We start from the raw sequence: 15,796 nt of genomic DNA, 5'->3' as shown, positions 1-15,796 counted from the left end.
AACAACGGAATATGGACAATGGATTTGGCCGACGACGAACTGTTGAGCTTCGCCTATGGCTCCAACATGGCGAGCCGGTATCTGCGCCAGGAATGCCCCTCGGCGACCGCGGTCATGCGCGCGGCCCTGCCCAACTACCGTATCGAGTTCCGCCGCTTCTCGACCAACATGAAGGGTGGCATCAGCACCATCATGGAGGCGCCGGGCGACCTGGTTCACGGTATCCTCTACCGCATCCGCCGCGCCGATTTCGATGCGTTGGACGCGCTCGAAAACTTGGGCGAAGGCCTTTACCGACGCGAGACTTTTCTGGTCCTGGGCGAGGACGGTGGCTGGCATAAGGGCGATCTCTACCGCGTCGCCCGACCAGCCGGGCCGTTCAAGGTGGCGTCGGCCTATCTGGCACTGATGCTGGAGGGCGCTCGCGAACACGGCCTGCCCGACGCCTATATTGAGTCGCTCGAAGCGCTGGCCTAATTGGCGCCGCTGCTTGCGAGTTCCTGGGCAAGCGACCGGGCTTCGTCCCGTTGCTCATCGCTCAGCGCACTGCCGATATCGGCTTCGAGCTGATGCGCGCGAATGTAATCCAGACCAGGATCGGTGTTCGCCAGCGCGACCGAGGCCCAGGCATAGGCCCGCACCGGGTCGGCGTCGACGCCGTTGCCGGTGGCATAGCGCTCGGCGAGGTCCAGTTGGGCGGCCAGCAGGCCCCACTCGGCGGCCTGGTGAACCTGGTCAATCTGACTGACGCCTTCTGGGCGCATGTAGAAGACGCCGTCCGGCTGACTGGACAGCACGTAGACGGCGTCCGCCATGCCCGCCTCCTTCGCGTCTTCGAGCAGGGGTAGGCGTAGATTGTTCATCGGCACGATGCCCCAGCCATCCTTCGCCATCATCGCCAGGCCATAAATCGCCGGGCCGTAACCGTGGCGCCCGCCGATGAGATACCAATCCGATGCTTCCTCCTGGTCGGCCGGACCGATGCGCGCCAGGCGGTACATGTCACCCATCAAGGCGCCGGCGGCGGCTTCATCGCGCTCACCGGCTGCCTCCAGCAGTTCGACCGCGCGGGCATAGTCGCCGCTTCGAATGGCAAGCCGGGCTTCCTTGACCTCGTCGCTGTCGGTGTCCGGCGACATGCCGGGCCAGGTCCAGTCGCCGTAACCGGCATCGGGAACGATGGTGATGCCCCAGATTTCCGGCGGCACGCCTTCGATGATGACGGCAACGCCATCGATCACGCGCACGACGCGTTGCGGCGAGCCGGGCCAACCGAGCCAGGACTCCAGCATGATGCCGTATAGCCATTGACCACCGGGCGACATCGCCGCTCTGACCGGGTCGTCATCGGCCGTGAAGGCGGGACCTTCGGGTGTCGGACCTGCCACCTCAGACACGATCGCGGCGATGGCGTCGATACGGCTGCCCAGATTGTCCCATGGCGGAATCACGATGAACTGGATCTGCGCGGTGCCGCCCGCCTCGCCCGGATAGATCAGGACGCTCATGCCGCGCCCCTCCAGATCATCCTCACCGGGCTCACCCTGGCCGCCGATCAGAAGGGGGCCGACATAGCGGTCGTCAACCTCTTCGAATCGCTCCTTGGACACCATCCCGGCCTCGATCAGCATGTCGGCGACCGTACTGGGGCTGACCGGCAAATCATCGGCGCGGATATCGTCCGGCAACAGCAAAAGTGCGAGCAACACCACGAAAATGGCACAGCACCTACAATAGGTTGCAGAACCTGTAAACGACGACAAGCGAGCGGCGGATACGCGGAAAGTCTGATACATCACGGCACTATCGCGCTTGATGGATTGATCAGAAAAAGGCAATGATTGCATCGCAGATCTGAGAACCTTTGGGTTGACGCGTGTTGACACATCGACCGTCAAAATGCGACTCCTAGAGTCAGATACGGGACAAGAAGCGGGTTAACCGCCGACCGAAACAATGAAAACGAATGATCCGTCTGGGCGAGGATACACAACGATACCATGGCCGAAGCTGGGCAGAGCACGGTGGCTGGAAGCAACGAGCCGCTGGTGCGCTTCGAACACGTTCAAAAAACCTACGACGGCGAGATTCTTGTCGTCAAAGATCTCAATCTCAACATTGAGCGTGGCGAATTCATAACACTGCTGGGGCCGTCGGGTTCCGGTAAGACAACGACCCTGATGATGTTGGCGGGTTTTGAGTCGGCGACCCATGGCGACATCGTCTTGAACGGTCATTCGCTGAAGACCGTGCCGCCGCACAAGCGCGACATCGGCATGGTGTTCCAGAATTATGCGCTGTTTCCGCACATGACGGTGTCGGAGAATCTGGCGTTTCCGCTGCAGGCCCGGCGCATGCCGAAGGCCCAGCAGAAGGAAAAGATCCAGCGCGCGCTGGATATGGTCGAGCTTGGCGCGTTCGGAACCCGCCGTCCCGCTCAGCTTTCCGGCGGCCAGCAGCAGCGCGTCGCGCTGGCTCGCGCCCTGGTGTTCGAGCCCCAGCTCGTCTTGATGGACGAGCCGTTGGGCGCGCTCGACAAGAACCTGCGCGAACAGATGCAGCTTGAGATCAAGCACATTCACGAGAACCTCGGTGTGACCGTGGTCTACGTCACCCACGACCAGAGCGAAGCGCTCACCATGTCGAACCGCATCGCGGTGTTCGACGACGGTGTCATTCAGCAGCTGGCGACGCCAAGCCAACTTTACGAACAGCCAGAAAACGCGTTCGTCGCGGCCTTCATCGGCGAGAACAACCGCCTTCTGGGTACCGTCAAGGCGGCCAATGGCGGCATGTGCGAGGTCGACCTGGACAGCGGCGAACACGTCCGCGCCCTGCCGATCAAAATCGATGGTGTCGGCAGCCGGACGACGCTGTCGCTGAGGCCCGAAAGCGTCACGATCGACCCGTCAGGCGAGCAATGCGACAACGTGTTCGATGCCAAGGTCGAGGAGCTGATCTATCTGGGCGATCACACGCGTGTGCGCGCCAATGTGTGCGGTCACGACGATTTTGTGATCAAGGTCCCGCGCACAACCGGCGCACCATCGCTGGCGGAAGGCAACACAATCCGAATCGGCTGGCGGTCCGAAGACTGCCGGGCGTTGGATGCGGCCTCTTGACGAGGCTGCTAACAGGGCTGCTTAGCGGCCCATCGAAGGAGGCAAGCGTGGCGGACGATAACCCCGGCTCGTTCGCCGACACTCCTAATCTGAAGCAAGGGAGAAGTTACAATATGACCCGTTTGTGGAAGACAACGATGGCGGCGCTTGGTGGCGTTGCCGTGATTGGTCTGGCGGGCACGGGTCCCGCCGCGGCCGAAGACACGATTACCGTCGCCTCCTGGGGCGGCGCTTATTCCATGAGCCAGCGCGAAGCCTATTACAAGCCGGCCGCGAAAGAGATCAACCTGACCATCCTTGAGGATGAGTGGACCGGCACGATCCCGGAAATCCGCGTCCAGGTTGAGACCGGTGAGTACAAGTGGCATGTGATCGACTCCGAAGGCGGCACCATTCTGGCTGCCTGTGACGAAGGTCTCGCGCACGAGTTCGATTATGAGCAGTTCGGTGGTCGCGATGGATTCCTGCCGAATGCCGCTCTGGATTGCGGTGTCGGCACGATCTCATGGGCGACGATCTACGCCTATGACGGCGACGTCTACACCGATCCGGCATCCGCGCCGACGTCCGTCGACGACTTCTTCGATGTCGAAAAGTTCCCGGGCAAGCGTGGCCTTTACGCCAACGGCTTCGGTCACACCATGCAGATGGCCCTGATCGCCGACGGCGTGCCCGCCGCCGAACTGGCCAACTACATGAACGACAATCCGCAGGAAGCGATCGAGCGTGCATTTGCCAAACTCGATTCGATCAAGGATCACGTCATCTATTGGGACTCCGGTGCGATGGCTCCGCAGCTCCTGGCTGATGGCGAAGTCGTCATGACCACCGCCTGGAACGGCCGCATCTACAACGCGGTTGTCGAGGAAGGTAAGAACTTCAAGATCGTCTGGGACGGTCAGGGCATCGACTATGACTATTGGATGATCCCTGCCGGTCACCCCGAGACCGATCTGGGTTTGAAGTTCATTGAGTACGCCAGTCGTCCCGACGTCATGGCTCGTCAGTCGCAGTACATCTCGTACGGCCCGACGACCTATGCCGCGGGCGAGCTGATCAACCCGGACATCGCCCAGCATCTGCCGACCGCGCCGCAGAACACGGGCAATGCCTACTGGGTCGACACCGTCTGGTGGGGCGACCACGTTGAAGAGCTCACAGAGCGTTTCAACGTCTGGCGCAGCCAGTAAACCTGTCTGGTCCGGGGTACGCGGGGACTTAACTCCGCGTACCCCGTGATCACCGCAAGACGCCGGTGATCGTTTAGGGAGCGAAGGCGTGAGCGCTACGGCAGAACCAGACAATGTGATGATGACGGCGGACGGTGTTCCGCTGAAGATCAAGCTGCGTCGCGCAGAACGGATGCGCAAGGTCTGGGCCCTCGCCCTGATTGCTCCGCTCTTTGTTTTCCTGCTTATCACCTTCATTTATCCGATCGCCGAGTTGCTGACGCTCAGCGTTCAGGAACCGGCGTTCGTCGAAACCCTGCCGGAAACCACGCCGATGCTGGAGGAGTGGGACGGCCGGGGCTATCCGCCTGACGAGACGATCGCGTCCTTCGCGCGCGAGATCGCGCAGGCGCGCGAGGACCGCACGCTGGGTGCGGTCGCGCGGCGCATGAACTACGACATATCCGGCTATCGCTCGTTGATCATGAAGACGTCGAAGAAGATCGCCGAGTCGCTCAGTCTGCCGGACGATCAAATGCTCGACGCCTTCATCGATATCGACCGGCGCTGGGAAGATACCGCCTATTGGGCGCCCTTGAAGACGGCGACGCCGCCGTTGACCGATTACTACCTGCTCTGGGCGGTCGATCACACGCGCGATGTCGACGGCAACATCGTCAGCGTTGACGACAACAGAAAGATCTATCTGGAAGTGCTGTGGCGCACAGTCGAGATCAGCATTTTTGTGACCCTCATCTGCTTCTTCCTCGGCCTACCGATCTCCTACCTTCTAGCAACCCTGCCGACGTCGAAGAGCAACCTGCTGCTGATCCTGCTGCTGCTACCGTTCTGGACGTCGCTGTTGGTGCGCACCACCGCGTGGCTGGTGCTGCTGCAATCGGAAGGCCTGGTGAACGACTTCGGTCTTTGGGTTGGATTGTGGAGCGAACCGCTGGAGCTGATCCGCAACCGGCTCGGCGTCTATATCGCCATGGTTCACATTCTGCTGCCGTTCATGGCCCTGCCGATGTTCTCGGTCATGAAGGGCATCAATCCCTGGCATATGCGCGCGGCACTTTCGCTGGGCGCGACACCTCTCGCCGCCTTCATGAAGGTCTACCTGCCGCAGTGCCTGCCGGGCATCGGCGCCGGTTGCCTGCTCGTCTTCATTCTGTCGCTGGGTTACTACATCACGCCGGCCCTGGTCGGCGGTCCCGATGACCAGATGCTCAGCTACTTCATCGTGTCGAACACGAACCAGACCCTGAACTGGGGCCTGGCCGCCGCGCTCAGCGTGATCCTGCTGGCCATGACGCTGGTGATGTTCTTGATGTACAACAAGCTTGTCGGCGTCGATAAGCTGAAGCTGGGATAGAACGATGGCGCTACCCGCTTACGCTGGCCCCTGGGACCGCATCTGGTACTACCTGTTCCGGCTGATCTGCGTCGCGATCTTCTTTTTCCTGATCGCGCCGATCATTGTCATTATGCCGCTGTCGTTCAACGCGGAGCCCTATTTCACCTATCCCATGCCGGGCTTCTCGATCCGGTGGTATGAGGACTTCTTCACCAATCCCCAATGGCTGCTGGGCCTGAAGAACAGCGTCATCATCGGTTTCTTCGCGACGCTTATCGCCTCGGTACTCGGCACGCTCGCCGCGCTCGGGATGAACCGGGCGGTGTTCCCGGGCAAGACCGTGATCCTGGCGGTGTTGATCTCGCCGATGGTCGTGCCGATCGTCATCACCGCCGTCGGCATGTTCTATTTCTACGCCAAGATCGGCCTGACCGGCACGCTGGCCGGCCTGATCCTGGCGCATGCCGCGCTCGGCGTACCCTTTGTCGTCATCACGGTCAGCGCGACCCTGGTCGGTTTTGACCAGAATCTGGTGCGCGCGGGCGCCAGCCTGGGCGGCTCACCGGTCAGCGTGTTCTTCAAGATCACGTTCCCGCTGATCCTGCCCGGCATCGTCTCCGGCGCGCTGTTTGCCTTCATCACCTCGTGGGACGAGCTGGTGGTCGCGATCATGCTGGCGACGACGGAGGAACACACGCTACCGCGAAGAATGTGGAGCGGTATTCGCGAGCTCCTGTCGCCGACTATCACGGCGGTCGCCACCATGCTGATTTTGATCTCCATCTTGCTGATGGTGTGCATGGAAATGCTGCGGCGGCGTACCGAACGCCTGCGCGGGATCCGCAACTAGGACCAACGCTTCTTAGACTATCTTTGTCGGGCGCCGCCTTGCGGCGCGCCGGCTGAGCCATGAATGGAACAGGCCCATGGAAGATCTTCTTGTCATCGAAAACGGCGAGCGGGTCGCCGGCACCTTTTCCGAGGCCGAGATGGCCGCGCGGCTGAAGAAACTCCGCGCCATGATGGGCGAAAACGACGTCGACGCCGTGCTCTTCACGTCGATGCACAACATCCACTACTTCAGCGACTTCCTCTATTGCAGTTTCGGCCGCCCCTATGGCCTGGCCGTGACCCAGGATCGCGCGACCGCGATCTGCGCCAATATCGACTATGGCCAACCGTGGCGGCGCACCGGCGACACCCTGACCTATACGGACTGGCGCCGGGACAACTATGTCCGCGCGGTCCAGAAACTAATCGGTAGCGCATCGCGCATCGGTGTCGAGTTCGATCACATCACGATCGACAACCTCGACAAGCTGAAGACCGCCATGGCGGACGCCGAGTTCGTCGACATCAGCAAGCTCACCATGGCCATGCGCATGCTGAAATCCGATGAGGAAATCGCGCTCATCAAGAGCGCGACCCAGATCGCCGATATCGGTGGCCAAGCATGCGCCGACGCGGTTGGCGTCGGCGTCGGTGAACACGAAGTGGCGCTCGCCTCGACCGACGCCATGGTGCGTGAGATCGCCCGGCGCCATCCGAATTCGGAGATCCGCGATACCTGGGTCTGGTTCCAATCGGGCGTCAACACCGACGGCGCCCACAACCCGGTGACGACCCGCAAGATCGAGGCGGGCGACATTCTAAGCCTCAATTGTTTCCCCATGGTCGCCGGCTACTACGTCGCGTTGGAACGCACGCTCTTTTGCGACCACGCGTCCGACGACCACCTGAGGCTTTGGGAAATCAACTGCGAGGTCTATCGCCGCGGCCTGGAGCTGGTGAAGCCCGGCGTGCGCTGCTGCGATATCGCCAACGAGCTCAACGCGATCTACGAAGGATACGGCGTGCTCGACAAACGCACCTTCGGCTATGGCCATTCGTTCGGCGTGCTCTCGCACTATTACGGACGCGAAGCCGGCCTTGAACTGCGCGAGGACATCGAGACCGAACTCAAGCCCAACATGGTCGTATCGATCGAACCGATGATCACCATTCCCGAAGGCCAGCCCGGCGCCGGCGGCTACCGCGAGCACGACATCCTGGTGGTGACGGAGAACGGCGCCAACAACATCACCGGTTTCCCCGTCGGCCCGGAGCACAATATCGTCGGTTAGGTGGCGGCTTCCTTAACCATCATCGGCAAGGCGTGATCGACCAGCGCCTGGGCGTCGAGCACCACTGTCTCGGCGCGGCCAAGCCGGCCGGCTGCGATGCCTTCGCTCACCAGAAAATCGTCGACGATCGTGGCGAAGAAGCGATCCGGCCAGTCGACAATGCCCTTGCTGGTCGTGTCGTACTCTTCGATATCCACCCAGCCCTTGCCGGCAATCGGCAGCTTGAGCCGCAGGATCCGCTTGTTCGGGATCGGCGCCAAATGCTCGGCGTAATGCAGAAGCGTCACCGAGTCATGATCCGATCCGATCAGCATCACCTTGCCGCCGGTCTCGCACAGCTTGGCGAGCGGTGATCCCGGACCGAAGCCGTAGTTGAGAGGATGATCGGCGGTCAGTGCCACCGACCGGCCACCAAGCGCTGCCATGCGCGCCGGCGGATTATCGCTGCAGACCGTGCCGGGATAGGTCCGCAGGAACTCGGCCAAGACGCCGTGATCCCGGTCGGCGCGCGATGACGCGGTCTCAAATTGCGGCAGGTTGGCCTCGATGAATGCCAAGTTCTCATCGTCGAAGCCGCCGCGGCCGATGTGGTCATAGGGCGGCTGACAACCGGCATACATCATCAGCGTGCCGTCAGGCCCGATAACCTCGCGCAGCGCATCGATCAGCACGTCCGGCCCGCCCAGGATTGGACCGACGGCGCGCATCGACGCGTGCATCATGACGGTGTCGCCGGGTTCCAGCCCGAGGCGGCGGCCATCGGCGACGAGAGAAGCAGAGGTCGCGGCGTTCTTATCCACCAGTCCCAAGCGCCTCTTCGACAAGCGGCTGCGGCCAAAGTTGCGGCGCTTCAGCCTCAAACGCCCGGCTCGCCTGCAACACCAGATCCTCGCGATAGGGCGCGGCGACAAGTTGCAGGCCGACCGGCAAGCCGTTGCTCGCCAGCCCGCACGGCACGGACGCGCCGGGCTGTCCGGTCAGGTTGAACGGCAGCGTAAACGGCACCGCATGGTTCCACCGGTGCAGACTTTGCGAGTGATAGGGTGTCTCCGCGATCGGCGCCGTCGTCGGCAGCGTCGGCGTCACCAGAAGGTCATAGGTCTCGTGGAACCGCTTCATGGTGACGCCCAGTCGCGCACGCGCCACCATGGCCTCGTTGTACTGCGCAAGCGTCACCGCGAGGCCGCGCTCGGCGAGGTCGCGGAAGCGCGGGTCGAGCAGATCGTGCTTGGCGTCGGGAATGCCGCGCAGGATCGAGGCAAAGCCGGCCAGCCAATAGTCGGTGAATTGGGGCTCCAGAGGCTCAAACACCGTGCCGACCTCCTCCACCTTGGCGCCCAGGCCCCTCTGGCGCTCAACGGCAAGATCAACAAGTTCGCGCACCTCCTGTTCGACCTTGGCACCGCCCAGGCCTGGCGCGTAGGCGATGCGCCATCCCTTGATGCCGTCGTCCAGGCAGTCGCGCCAATCTCTGTCGTCATAGGGCAGTGCGTACCAGTCGCGCACGTCGGGCTTAACAAGCTCGTTCAGCATCAAGGCGGCGTCCTCGACCGAGCGGGTCATGGGCCCTTCGGCCGAGGTCGTGCAGAAAGCGCCTTCGCGCGGATGGTCGGGTACGCGCCCGAAGTTGGGCTTGATGCCGTAGATGCCGGAATAGCTGGACGGGATGCGGATCGATCCCCCGCCATCGTTGCCGAGCGCGAGCGCGCCGACGCCCGCCGCCATGGCTGCCGCGGCCCCTCCGCTTGAGCCGCCCGGGCTGTGCGCGGTGTTCCAGGGATTGCGTGTATAGCCGAACAGCGGCCCGTCGGTGATGCCCTTCCAGCCGTATTCCGGGCTCGTCGTCTTGCCCAGGAAGACGGCGCCGGCTTCGCGCAGGCGCGCGACCGACGGCGCGTCGAAATCACACGGCGTCTCGTCGGTTGTTGCCGAACCCATGCGCACGGGCCAGCCCTTGAGCGGGATCAGATCCTTGACCGTCACCGGCACGCCTTCGAGCGCGCCTTGGGGTTCGCCGCGCTGCCACCGCGCCTCCGCTTTCCGAGCCGCCGACAAGGCGGACTCATGGTCGACATATTGAAAGGCGTTGATCTTGGGTTCGGTCGTATCGAGCCTATCCAGCGCGGCCTGCGTCACCTCGACCGGCGACAGGGATTTGTCGCCGAAGCGCGCCAGCAACTCGGTTGCGGTCATGTAGATGATCTCGGTGGACATGGGCTTCCTCGCTGAACTTATGGCGGCCGGCGGGCTCTTGCCGGCGACCCTACACCATGGATTGCAAGGCTGTCGCGCCGTCACCGCTTCCCATCGACGCGCCGCCGTGGTGCTATAGGGACCGCCCAGCCTGCGGAGGACACGAATGGCGTTGAAGACGACAGTGCGCGAGATGGTCGAGAAGGCCAGCCAGGAGATCGAGACGGTGCCGGTCGAGACCGTGAAGTCGCTGCTGGACGAAGACGGCACAGTCATTGTCGATATTCGCGATGTCCGCGAACTCGACCGCGAAGGCATGATCCCCGGCGCAATGCACGTGCCGCGCGGCATGCTGGAGTTCTGGGTCGACCCCGAGAGCCCGTATCACAAGGAGATCTTCACTTCCGGCAAGAGGTTCATCTTCTATTGCGCATCGGCCTGGCGCTCGGCACTTGCGACCAAGGCGCTCCAGGACATGGGCCTGGAGCCGGTGGCCCATATGGAGGGCGGCTTCACTGCGTGGCAGAAGGCCGGCGGCGAGGTCGTCGAACGGCCGCGAAAGAAGAAGGCCTGACGCGTTCGGCAGAACTGGTGGGCAAAGCAAGCGGCGGCTAATAGTACTCCGGTTCAGACGTGACCTCGATGAGGTCGATGAGCCTCTCGAGTTGCTCGAGTTCGGGATGCGGTTTGCCGACAAACGACTTGCCCTTTGCCAGCTTCATGCCGAGTTCGCGGTCAAAGGTCTCATCGTCGCCTTCGATGCTGACGCCAAACCGTCCTATCCGCTTGATAAGAAAACCTCGCTCTTTTAACAATCCGGCGGCCTTCTCGAGATCTGCACGCTTCGGTCGACCTCCCTTGTCGCTTGGAGTGTCACTTCGAACACGGACCGTTGCTACGGTAGTCATGTGTTCCCTCTCGCCATTCGGATACCGCCTACTTGGGGATCCTACACCGATTAGGCCAGTTCGCCGATTAACCTTACACCTGGGCCAGCGCCGCGCGCGCATCAACCAGGCCCCAACCCACCGCGACATTCGGTTGTCCGACGGCAGGGAATCCCATTGCGTTGCGGCCTTGCGTTATCGGAACGGCAGAGCTTTCAAGGATCGCTCGAACATCGGACGTATCGAGTGTGCGGCCTATCTGCCTTGCCTTCTGCAACATCATGGCGACGATACCCGCGACTTGGGGTGTCGCACTACTGGTGCCGCTCGCGCCTACCCAGCCATCGTCATCATCGGTTTCATCAAAACTCGGATGAGGCGTGCCAGACAACGTTCGATCCATAAGGTTGTCAGGCTGGGTAGGCATAATGATATAGATCGCTTTCGGCCGCTCGCCGCACAAACCGGATACGTCAGGAACGCGCCTGCCCGGGAACAAACTACTTAGATATCCGCTTGCATAGTTGCTGGCTTCAAGCTTGTGTTTCTCATTCCAGAAGGCACCACCGATGCTCAGGACACTCGGCTCGCTACCGGGCCAAGCATAGTGACCGTTGCCTGCAGCAAAGAGAACGATAACGCCATCAGCAATAATGCTCAGTATCGTCGCCTGAAGGATGGGAAAGACCTGTTCCCGATCATAACCCCACGAACAACTTATGATGTCCGCTTCTTCGTCTGCGGCATCTTCGAGCGCAATCTGTGGGGGATTGGTCTGCTTGTAGCCACACACCCGCGCACCGGGGGCGGTCGCGAACACGTTGAACGTAATCGCGGTTCCATGCCCATGATCATCGATGTAGGCATCCGGCGCCGACGCCGTCGCTATAGGTTGATAATCAAAGGTGTTCGCCTTGTAGTAAGGATGTTCATAGAAGCCCGTGTCGACCACACCGACCCGAATTCCGCTTCCATCAAATTCGTTGGGCACGTTCAGCAGGTGACGAATGTCGCCGCTGCCAATGTTGTGAAACGACGCGGCCGGTGGCGACGGATCTGGTGCGAACAAAATCGGAGGAGGAATGAAGACGAAATCATCGATAGAGTCATCAATTGCCGCTGGAATCGTCAGCGAGTTCTGTGGAACCAAAAACAGGTCGGTGGGTTCCAACGGCGCAAAGCTGGAGCTGAACTCCTGCGTCGATCGAACATCACTGAACCTGGCGTTCGTCTGGACGACCAATTCGGTCCCGCATACCTCACGTACGAGGTCGGCAGGCCCGCTCACCGTGATCCCAAAGCGCCCACGCTTGATAACGGTCAGCCCCAGTTCCTCAGCACGCGCGACCGCCCTTTCCTCGGCCTTCGGATGAGGTCGGAAGTCTTCAATGTTGTCAGGGGTAAGCGTACCTCGCTGCTCTTGAATAGGCTCGCCGCTCAACGTTGACACCGCGAGCGTGACGCGTACGTCAGCGGCCAGTGTCTCGACCGAAGCGGAGAGTTGTTCGGAGTCACGGACGACCGACTCCAATCCCTCAGCGAACATGACCGGTGCCATCAGGCCAACATCAGTTGCCATGCGAAATCCTCCCTTGAAGGTCAGGACAGAAGAGCACTGACCATTTCTCGACCGGTTCGCCCTTACCCTTACCGGGCATGCTTTATCCTGGTGGGTCTCCCTTGTAGAACAGCGGCACACCGGCACCCCAAATGACCGCCACCAACGCACCCAGATAGCTGTACTCTCCGAGCGATACCGGGCCGGCAGGAGGCTCAAGGACGACAACCCAAATTATGAAAGACACGGCTGCCACGATGACAGCGGCCCACTGAGGCTTCTTCGAAACGGGATCCTGTGTTGCCCGATAACGAACAACAACACAGATCACGAGGCAGGCAACGAAAAGAATCAAGAGGCCGGTTAGCGGTGGGTCACCTGCAAGAGAGAGGAAGACTTCGCCAGCGGTATTGGCGGCAAGGGTATCGGTCGTCTCATTTTCTTTCGAGCGCCCAAGCACGGCCAGGCCGGTTCCGTAAAGGCCTAGCGCTTCAGCAGGCACAAGTTTAGCGATCCGAGAAGACCAACCATCGTCGTCCTGTGGGCCTCCAGCCATTGGCTGCGGGGATGCGCCGGCTGCGGCGCCTCTTTTTGAGACTATGCGAAGACTCATGATTTCCCTCCGAAGCAACGTCTGGACCAGTACCAGCTAGTAACTGTCGCGAGAAGGTCACGGTATCGAACTTCAGGGGCGCTCAGTATTTAGTCCAAACTCTGGAATACTGTCGAATTTCTTCCTTAGAGTATTCGAAAACTAATCAATAAAATTCAGTTCTATTCCTATTTGTCATCTTTTTCAGGATGTGGATCTGACAGCTGCATTCCCCTGCGATCGCAGAACCTTTATGCGACTACAAACACCAGCGCACAACTCTAAGATGATTTGGGGCGTTTTCTCAACCGTGAAATAGGTGGTGTCTTGGCCAGGAACGAGGTGTATGCACCTGTGTTCGTGTCGGTGTAGTCAGTTCTTCACCCGACATCGCCTAACCCCGTACGGAGTTTCTTGAGCGCCAGCCGCAGTCGCGACTTGACCGTGCCCAAAGGCAGGTCCAGTTCGTCGGCGATCATGGTGTGGGACTTGTCGTCATAGAACGCCATGTTCAGGAGCTGGGCCTGTTCGGGCGGCAGTTCGCCGATCGCCGCGCGCAGGATGTCAGCCAACTGACCCGCGTTCACCTGTTCGTCGGGCTTGGGCGCATCGTCTTCGGGGTCCGGCGCGGTCGCTGGATCGCCCATATCGACCTCCGGCCGCTTTTGGCGGCGCAGGGCGTCGATCCGCTTGTTGCGCGCGATGGTGAAAACCCAGGTGCTGACGGCGGCCTTGCGGGCGTCGAACTGGTCGGCGCGGCGCCACAGGGTCAGCATGACCTCTTGCATCAGATCTTCGGCCAAGACGTCGCTGGCGCCCAGCCGGCGCAGGTAGGATTTGATGCGCGGTCCAAAGTGGTCGAACAGCTCGCCGAACGAGTCCTTGTCCCGTTCGCGCGCGATGGCCGCCATGCAGACCTCCCACCGCTTGCCGTTTCTCGGCACGGCGCCCTGTTTGCCCGTCGTCATGGGGCCATCAGACAGCATGACGCGAACCGCTACAATCGGCGATCGCGCGAACAATAGGGTAACACCGGCGGGTTCCTAACGTGTCTATTCTGGTCTGGTACGCCCCCGCCAACGCGCCGGATCACCCCGATTGAGGGCCCGTCGCCTCACACGTGGCCGGCCGACCCGCCCCTGCCACCAACGAACAGCAGGACGATACCGCCGACCACCAGGACGATGCCCGCGACCTGCCACAGGCTCAGCACCTCGCGCAGCAGGAAATGGGCGACAACCATGGTAATGATGATGGTGCCGACCACGATCGCCGGTACCGCCACGTTGGCGGCCATCGGCTTGATCCCGCCGACATTGCCGAACAGGTAAAAATAGCCGATCTCGGCGCCGCCGATGCAGAGCCCCGCCGCCAGCGCGAACAGATAGGTCGATGAGGACAGCCGGAAGCTGTGGCCGCCCTGGGCGAGCAGAACACCGGCGAACAAGGCGGATGCGCAGAGCGCCGCCACCTGCACGCAAATCGTGGCCAGAAGCGTCGTCGTCGCCGTTTCTGGGACGTGACCGCCGGAGACCTTGATGAAAAGATTGTATCCGGCATAGAGCACGGTCACGAGACACAACACGGCCACGGCCATGGCGCAAACTCCCCCTCATTCATGATGCTCGGATGATGACAGAGGCGGCGGCCTTAGGCCAACGGCCTCAGTCGCCCTGCATCGCCTCCCGGTACCAGGCATGCAGCGCGGCGATCGAATGCTCGCTGTTCAGCCCCTGCTCGGGATCGATCACCAGGGGTCCCGGACGATAGCCCTTGCTGGCCAAACCCTGCTGGACGGATTCAACGAGACGAATGTCCTCCGCCACTGTCGTTTCCAGGTCCTGCTGCGCCAGGCGGGTCAGGACATCGTCGTCGTTCCCGCCGGCCGAATACCAGCCGCGCCAGACCGTCGTGTTGCCGACATCGTCGGGCCGCCACAGATAAGTGTTTAGCACATTGCCGGGGTAGACCTGGAACGAGAAGGCCGGCCACAGGAACCAGGAGCTGTAGTCGCCGGCATGCTCGTTGGCGTCCAGGTCGATCGGATAGGTCATGCGGTCCAGATTGGCCGAACGTGTGGTGTGCCGCAGACAATAGCCTTTGGGCGCGACGTTATAGGTTTCAGGCTCGATCACGCCATTGGCGAAGGTCGGGTGGTTGATCTTGCAGTGATAACACTCCGAGTAATTCTCGACCGTGACCTTCCAGTTGCAGGCTTCGTTAATCGATATCCAGGAGGCCGGCGCCAACTCGTCGATATGGGGCACGAAGGCACGCAGCTCGGCTTCCACATCCGGGAACCACGCCTCCATCGGGCGCGCGTCCTCGTCCAGATTGACGAAGATGAAACCGGCGAAGACCTCGGTCCGGACTTCGGTCAGGCAGATCGCGCTCTTATCGAAACCGGGCGTCTTCTCGCTTGCCGGCGCCGCGCGAAGCTTGCCGTCCAGGCCGTAACTCCAGGCGTGGTAGGGGCAGGTGATGAACTTGCGATTGCCGCTGCCCTCCACCAAGCCGTGGGCGCGGTGCTGGCAGACGTTATAGAACGTGCGCACCTTACCTTCCCGGTCCCGGATCGAGAACAGGCGCTGGCCGAGAAGGTCGAACGCCATGTAGTCGCCGGGTTTCGAAAGCGCCGATACGTGGCCGGCATACTGCCAGGTGCGATGGAAGATCCGATCGATCTCCTGGCGGTAACCCTCGGCATCGGTGTAACACCGCGCCTCCAGGGCTCTCAAAGGGCCGCCCGCCTCATCTCGAACGTTGATCGCGACATCCGCCATTCACCGGACCTC

General features: G+C 61.5%; 16 protein-coding genes. 7 read left to right on the top strand and 9 right to left on the bottom strand.

The window, feature by feature from the left end; genetic code table 11:
• The first annotated feature begins 18 nt into the window (after window positions 1-18).
• Window positions 19-477 (top strand): gamma-glutamylcyclotransferase family protein, encoded by a 459-nt coding sequence (locus tag AAF563_04875; GenBank protein ID MEM7120588.1) that lies wholly within the window; start codon window positions 19-21, stop codon window positions 475-477.
• Here the strand turns inward: AAF563_04875 and AAF563_04870 are convergent.
• Window positions 474-1,712 carry a tetratricopeptide repeat protein gene (locus AAF563_04870; protein MEM7120587.1) on the bottom strand — a complete coding sequence of 413 codons (1,239 nt, stop codon included), beginning with the start codon at window positions 1,710-1,712 and terminating at the stop codon, window positions 474-476. The two genes, AAF563_04875 and AAF563_04870, sit on opposite strands and share 4 nt — an antisense overlap.
• A 288-nt stretch (window positions 1,713-2,000) precedes the next feature.
• Here AAF563_04870 and AAF563_04865 point away from each other — a divergent pair, with 288 nt between their 5' ends.
• The 5 genes from AAF563_04865 (at window position 2,001) to AAF563_04845 (ending at window position 7,771) form a co-directional block, all read left to right on the top strand.
• Complete coding sequence (locus AAF563_04865; GenBank protein MEM7120586.1) at window positions 2,001-3,122, top strand: ABC transporter ATP-binding protein; 1,122 nt, start codon at window positions 2,001-2,003, stop codon at window positions 3,120-3,122.
• Window positions 3,123-3,235: 113 nt separating this feature from the next.
• On the top strand, window positions 3,236-4,312 hold the full coding sequence (locus AAF563_04860) for an ABC transporter substrate-binding protein (GenBank protein MEM7120585.1): 1,077 nt from the start codon (window positions 3,236-3,238) through the stop codon (window positions 4,310-4,312).
• Window positions 4,313-4,433: 121 nt separating this feature from the next.
• On the top strand, window positions 4,434-5,666 hold the full coding sequence (locus AAF563_04855) for an ABC transporter permease (GenBank protein MEM7120584.1): 1,233 nt from the start codon (window positions 4,434-4,436) through the stop codon (window positions 5,664-5,666).
• A gap of 4 nt (window positions 5,667-5,670) precedes the next feature.
• Window positions 5,671-6,498 (top strand): ABC transporter permease, encoded by an 828-nt coding sequence (locus AAF563_04850; GenBank protein ID MEM7120583.1) that lies wholly within the window; start codon window positions 5,671-5,673, stop codon window positions 6,496-6,498.
• A gap of 76 nt (window positions 6,499-6,574) precedes the next feature.
• The gene (locus AAF563_04845) at window positions 6,575-7,771 is read left to right on the top strand and encodes an aminopeptidase P family protein (GenBank protein MEM7120582.1); all 1,197 of its coding nucleotides are present in this window, start codon (window positions 6,575-6,577) and stop codon (window positions 7,769-7,771) included.
• On the opposite strand, the gene aac(3) is transcribed toward AAF563_04845, so the two are convergent.
• Both aac(3) and AAF563_04835 read right to left on the bottom strand, forming a co-directional pair.
• Window positions 7,768-8,571 carry an aminoglycoside 3-N-acetyltransferase gene (gene aac(3) / locus AAF563_04840; GenBank protein ID MEM7120581.1) on the bottom strand — a complete coding sequence of 268 codons (804 nt, stop codon included), beginning with the start codon at window positions 8,569-8,571 and terminating at the stop codon, window positions 7,768-7,770. The genes AAF563_04845 and aac(3) overlap by 4 nt on opposite strands.
• Window positions 8,564-9,985, bottom strand: coding sequence for an amidase (locus AAF563_04835; GenBank protein MEM7120580.1), 1,422 nt, complete (start codon window positions 9,983-9,985; stop codon window positions 8,564-8,566). Before AAF563_04835 ends, aac(3) begins: the two co-directional genes overlap by 8 nt.
• Window positions 9,986-10,130: 145 nt before the next feature.
• On the opposite strand from AAF563_04835, the gene AAF563_04830 reads away from it, so the two are divergent.
• Window positions 10,131-10,538 carry a rhodanese-like domain-containing protein gene (locus tag AAF563_04830; GenBank protein ID MEM7120579.1) on the top strand — a complete coding sequence of 136 codons (408 nt, stop codon included), beginning with the start codon at window positions 10,131-10,133 and terminating at the stop codon, window positions 10,536-10,538.
• A 37-nt stretch (window positions 10,539-10,575) separates the two neighbouring features.
• On the opposite strand, the gene AAF563_04825 is transcribed toward AAF563_04830, so the two are convergent.
• The 6 genes from AAF563_04825 to AAF563_04800 all read right to left on the bottom strand — a co-directional run bounded on the left by AAF563_04825 (window position 10,576) and on the right by AAF563_04800 (window position 15,784).
• Window positions 10,576-10,779, bottom strand: coding sequence for a hypothetical protein (locus tag AAF563_04825; protein MEM7120578.1), 204 nt, complete (start codon window positions 10,777-10,779; stop codon window positions 10,576-10,578).
• A gap of 166 nt (window positions 10,780-10,945) precedes the next feature.
• Window positions 10,946-12,430 (bottom strand): S8 family serine peptidase, encoded by a 1,485-nt coding sequence (locus AAF563_04820; GenBank protein ID MEM7120577.1) that lies wholly within the window; start codon window positions 12,428-12,430, stop codon window positions 10,946-10,948.
• An 82-nt stretch (window positions 12,431-12,512) separates the two neighbouring features.
• Window positions 12,513-13,022, bottom strand: coding sequence for a hypothetical protein (locus tag AAF563_04815; GenBank protein MEM7120576.1), 510 nt, complete (start codon window positions 13,020-13,022; stop codon window positions 12,513-12,515).
• A gap of 359 nt (window positions 13,023-13,381) precedes the next feature.
• Window positions 13,382-13,969, bottom strand: a complete 588-nt coding sequence (locus AAF563_04810) for a sigma-70 family RNA polymerase sigma factor (GenBank protein ID MEM7120575.1) — start codon at window positions 13,967-13,969, stop codon at window positions 13,382-13,384.
• Window positions 13,970-14,115: 146 nt separating this feature from the next.
• Window positions 14,116-14,598, bottom strand: a complete 483-nt coding sequence (locus AAF563_04805; GenBank protein MEM7120574.1) for a hypothetical protein — start codon at window positions 14,596-14,598, stop codon at window positions 14,116-14,118.
• A gap of 67 nt (window positions 14,599-14,665) precedes the next feature.
• Window positions 14,666-15,784 carry an aromatic ring-hydroxylating dioxygenase subunit alpha gene (locus tag AAF563_04800; protein ID MEM7120573.1) on the bottom strand — a complete coding sequence of 373 codons (1,119 nt, stop codon included), beginning with the start codon at window positions 15,782-15,784 and terminating at the stop codon, window positions 14,666-14,668.
• Window positions 15,785-15,796 lie beyond the last annotated feature (12 nt).

This window comes from Pseudomonadota bacterium (genome assembly GCA_039028155.1).
In the GTDB taxonomy this organism is placed as follows: domain Bacteria; phylum Pseudomonadota; class Alphaproteobacteria; order SP197; family SP197; genus JANQGO01.
This window is presented reverse-complemented; position numbering and strand designations above follow the sequence as displayed.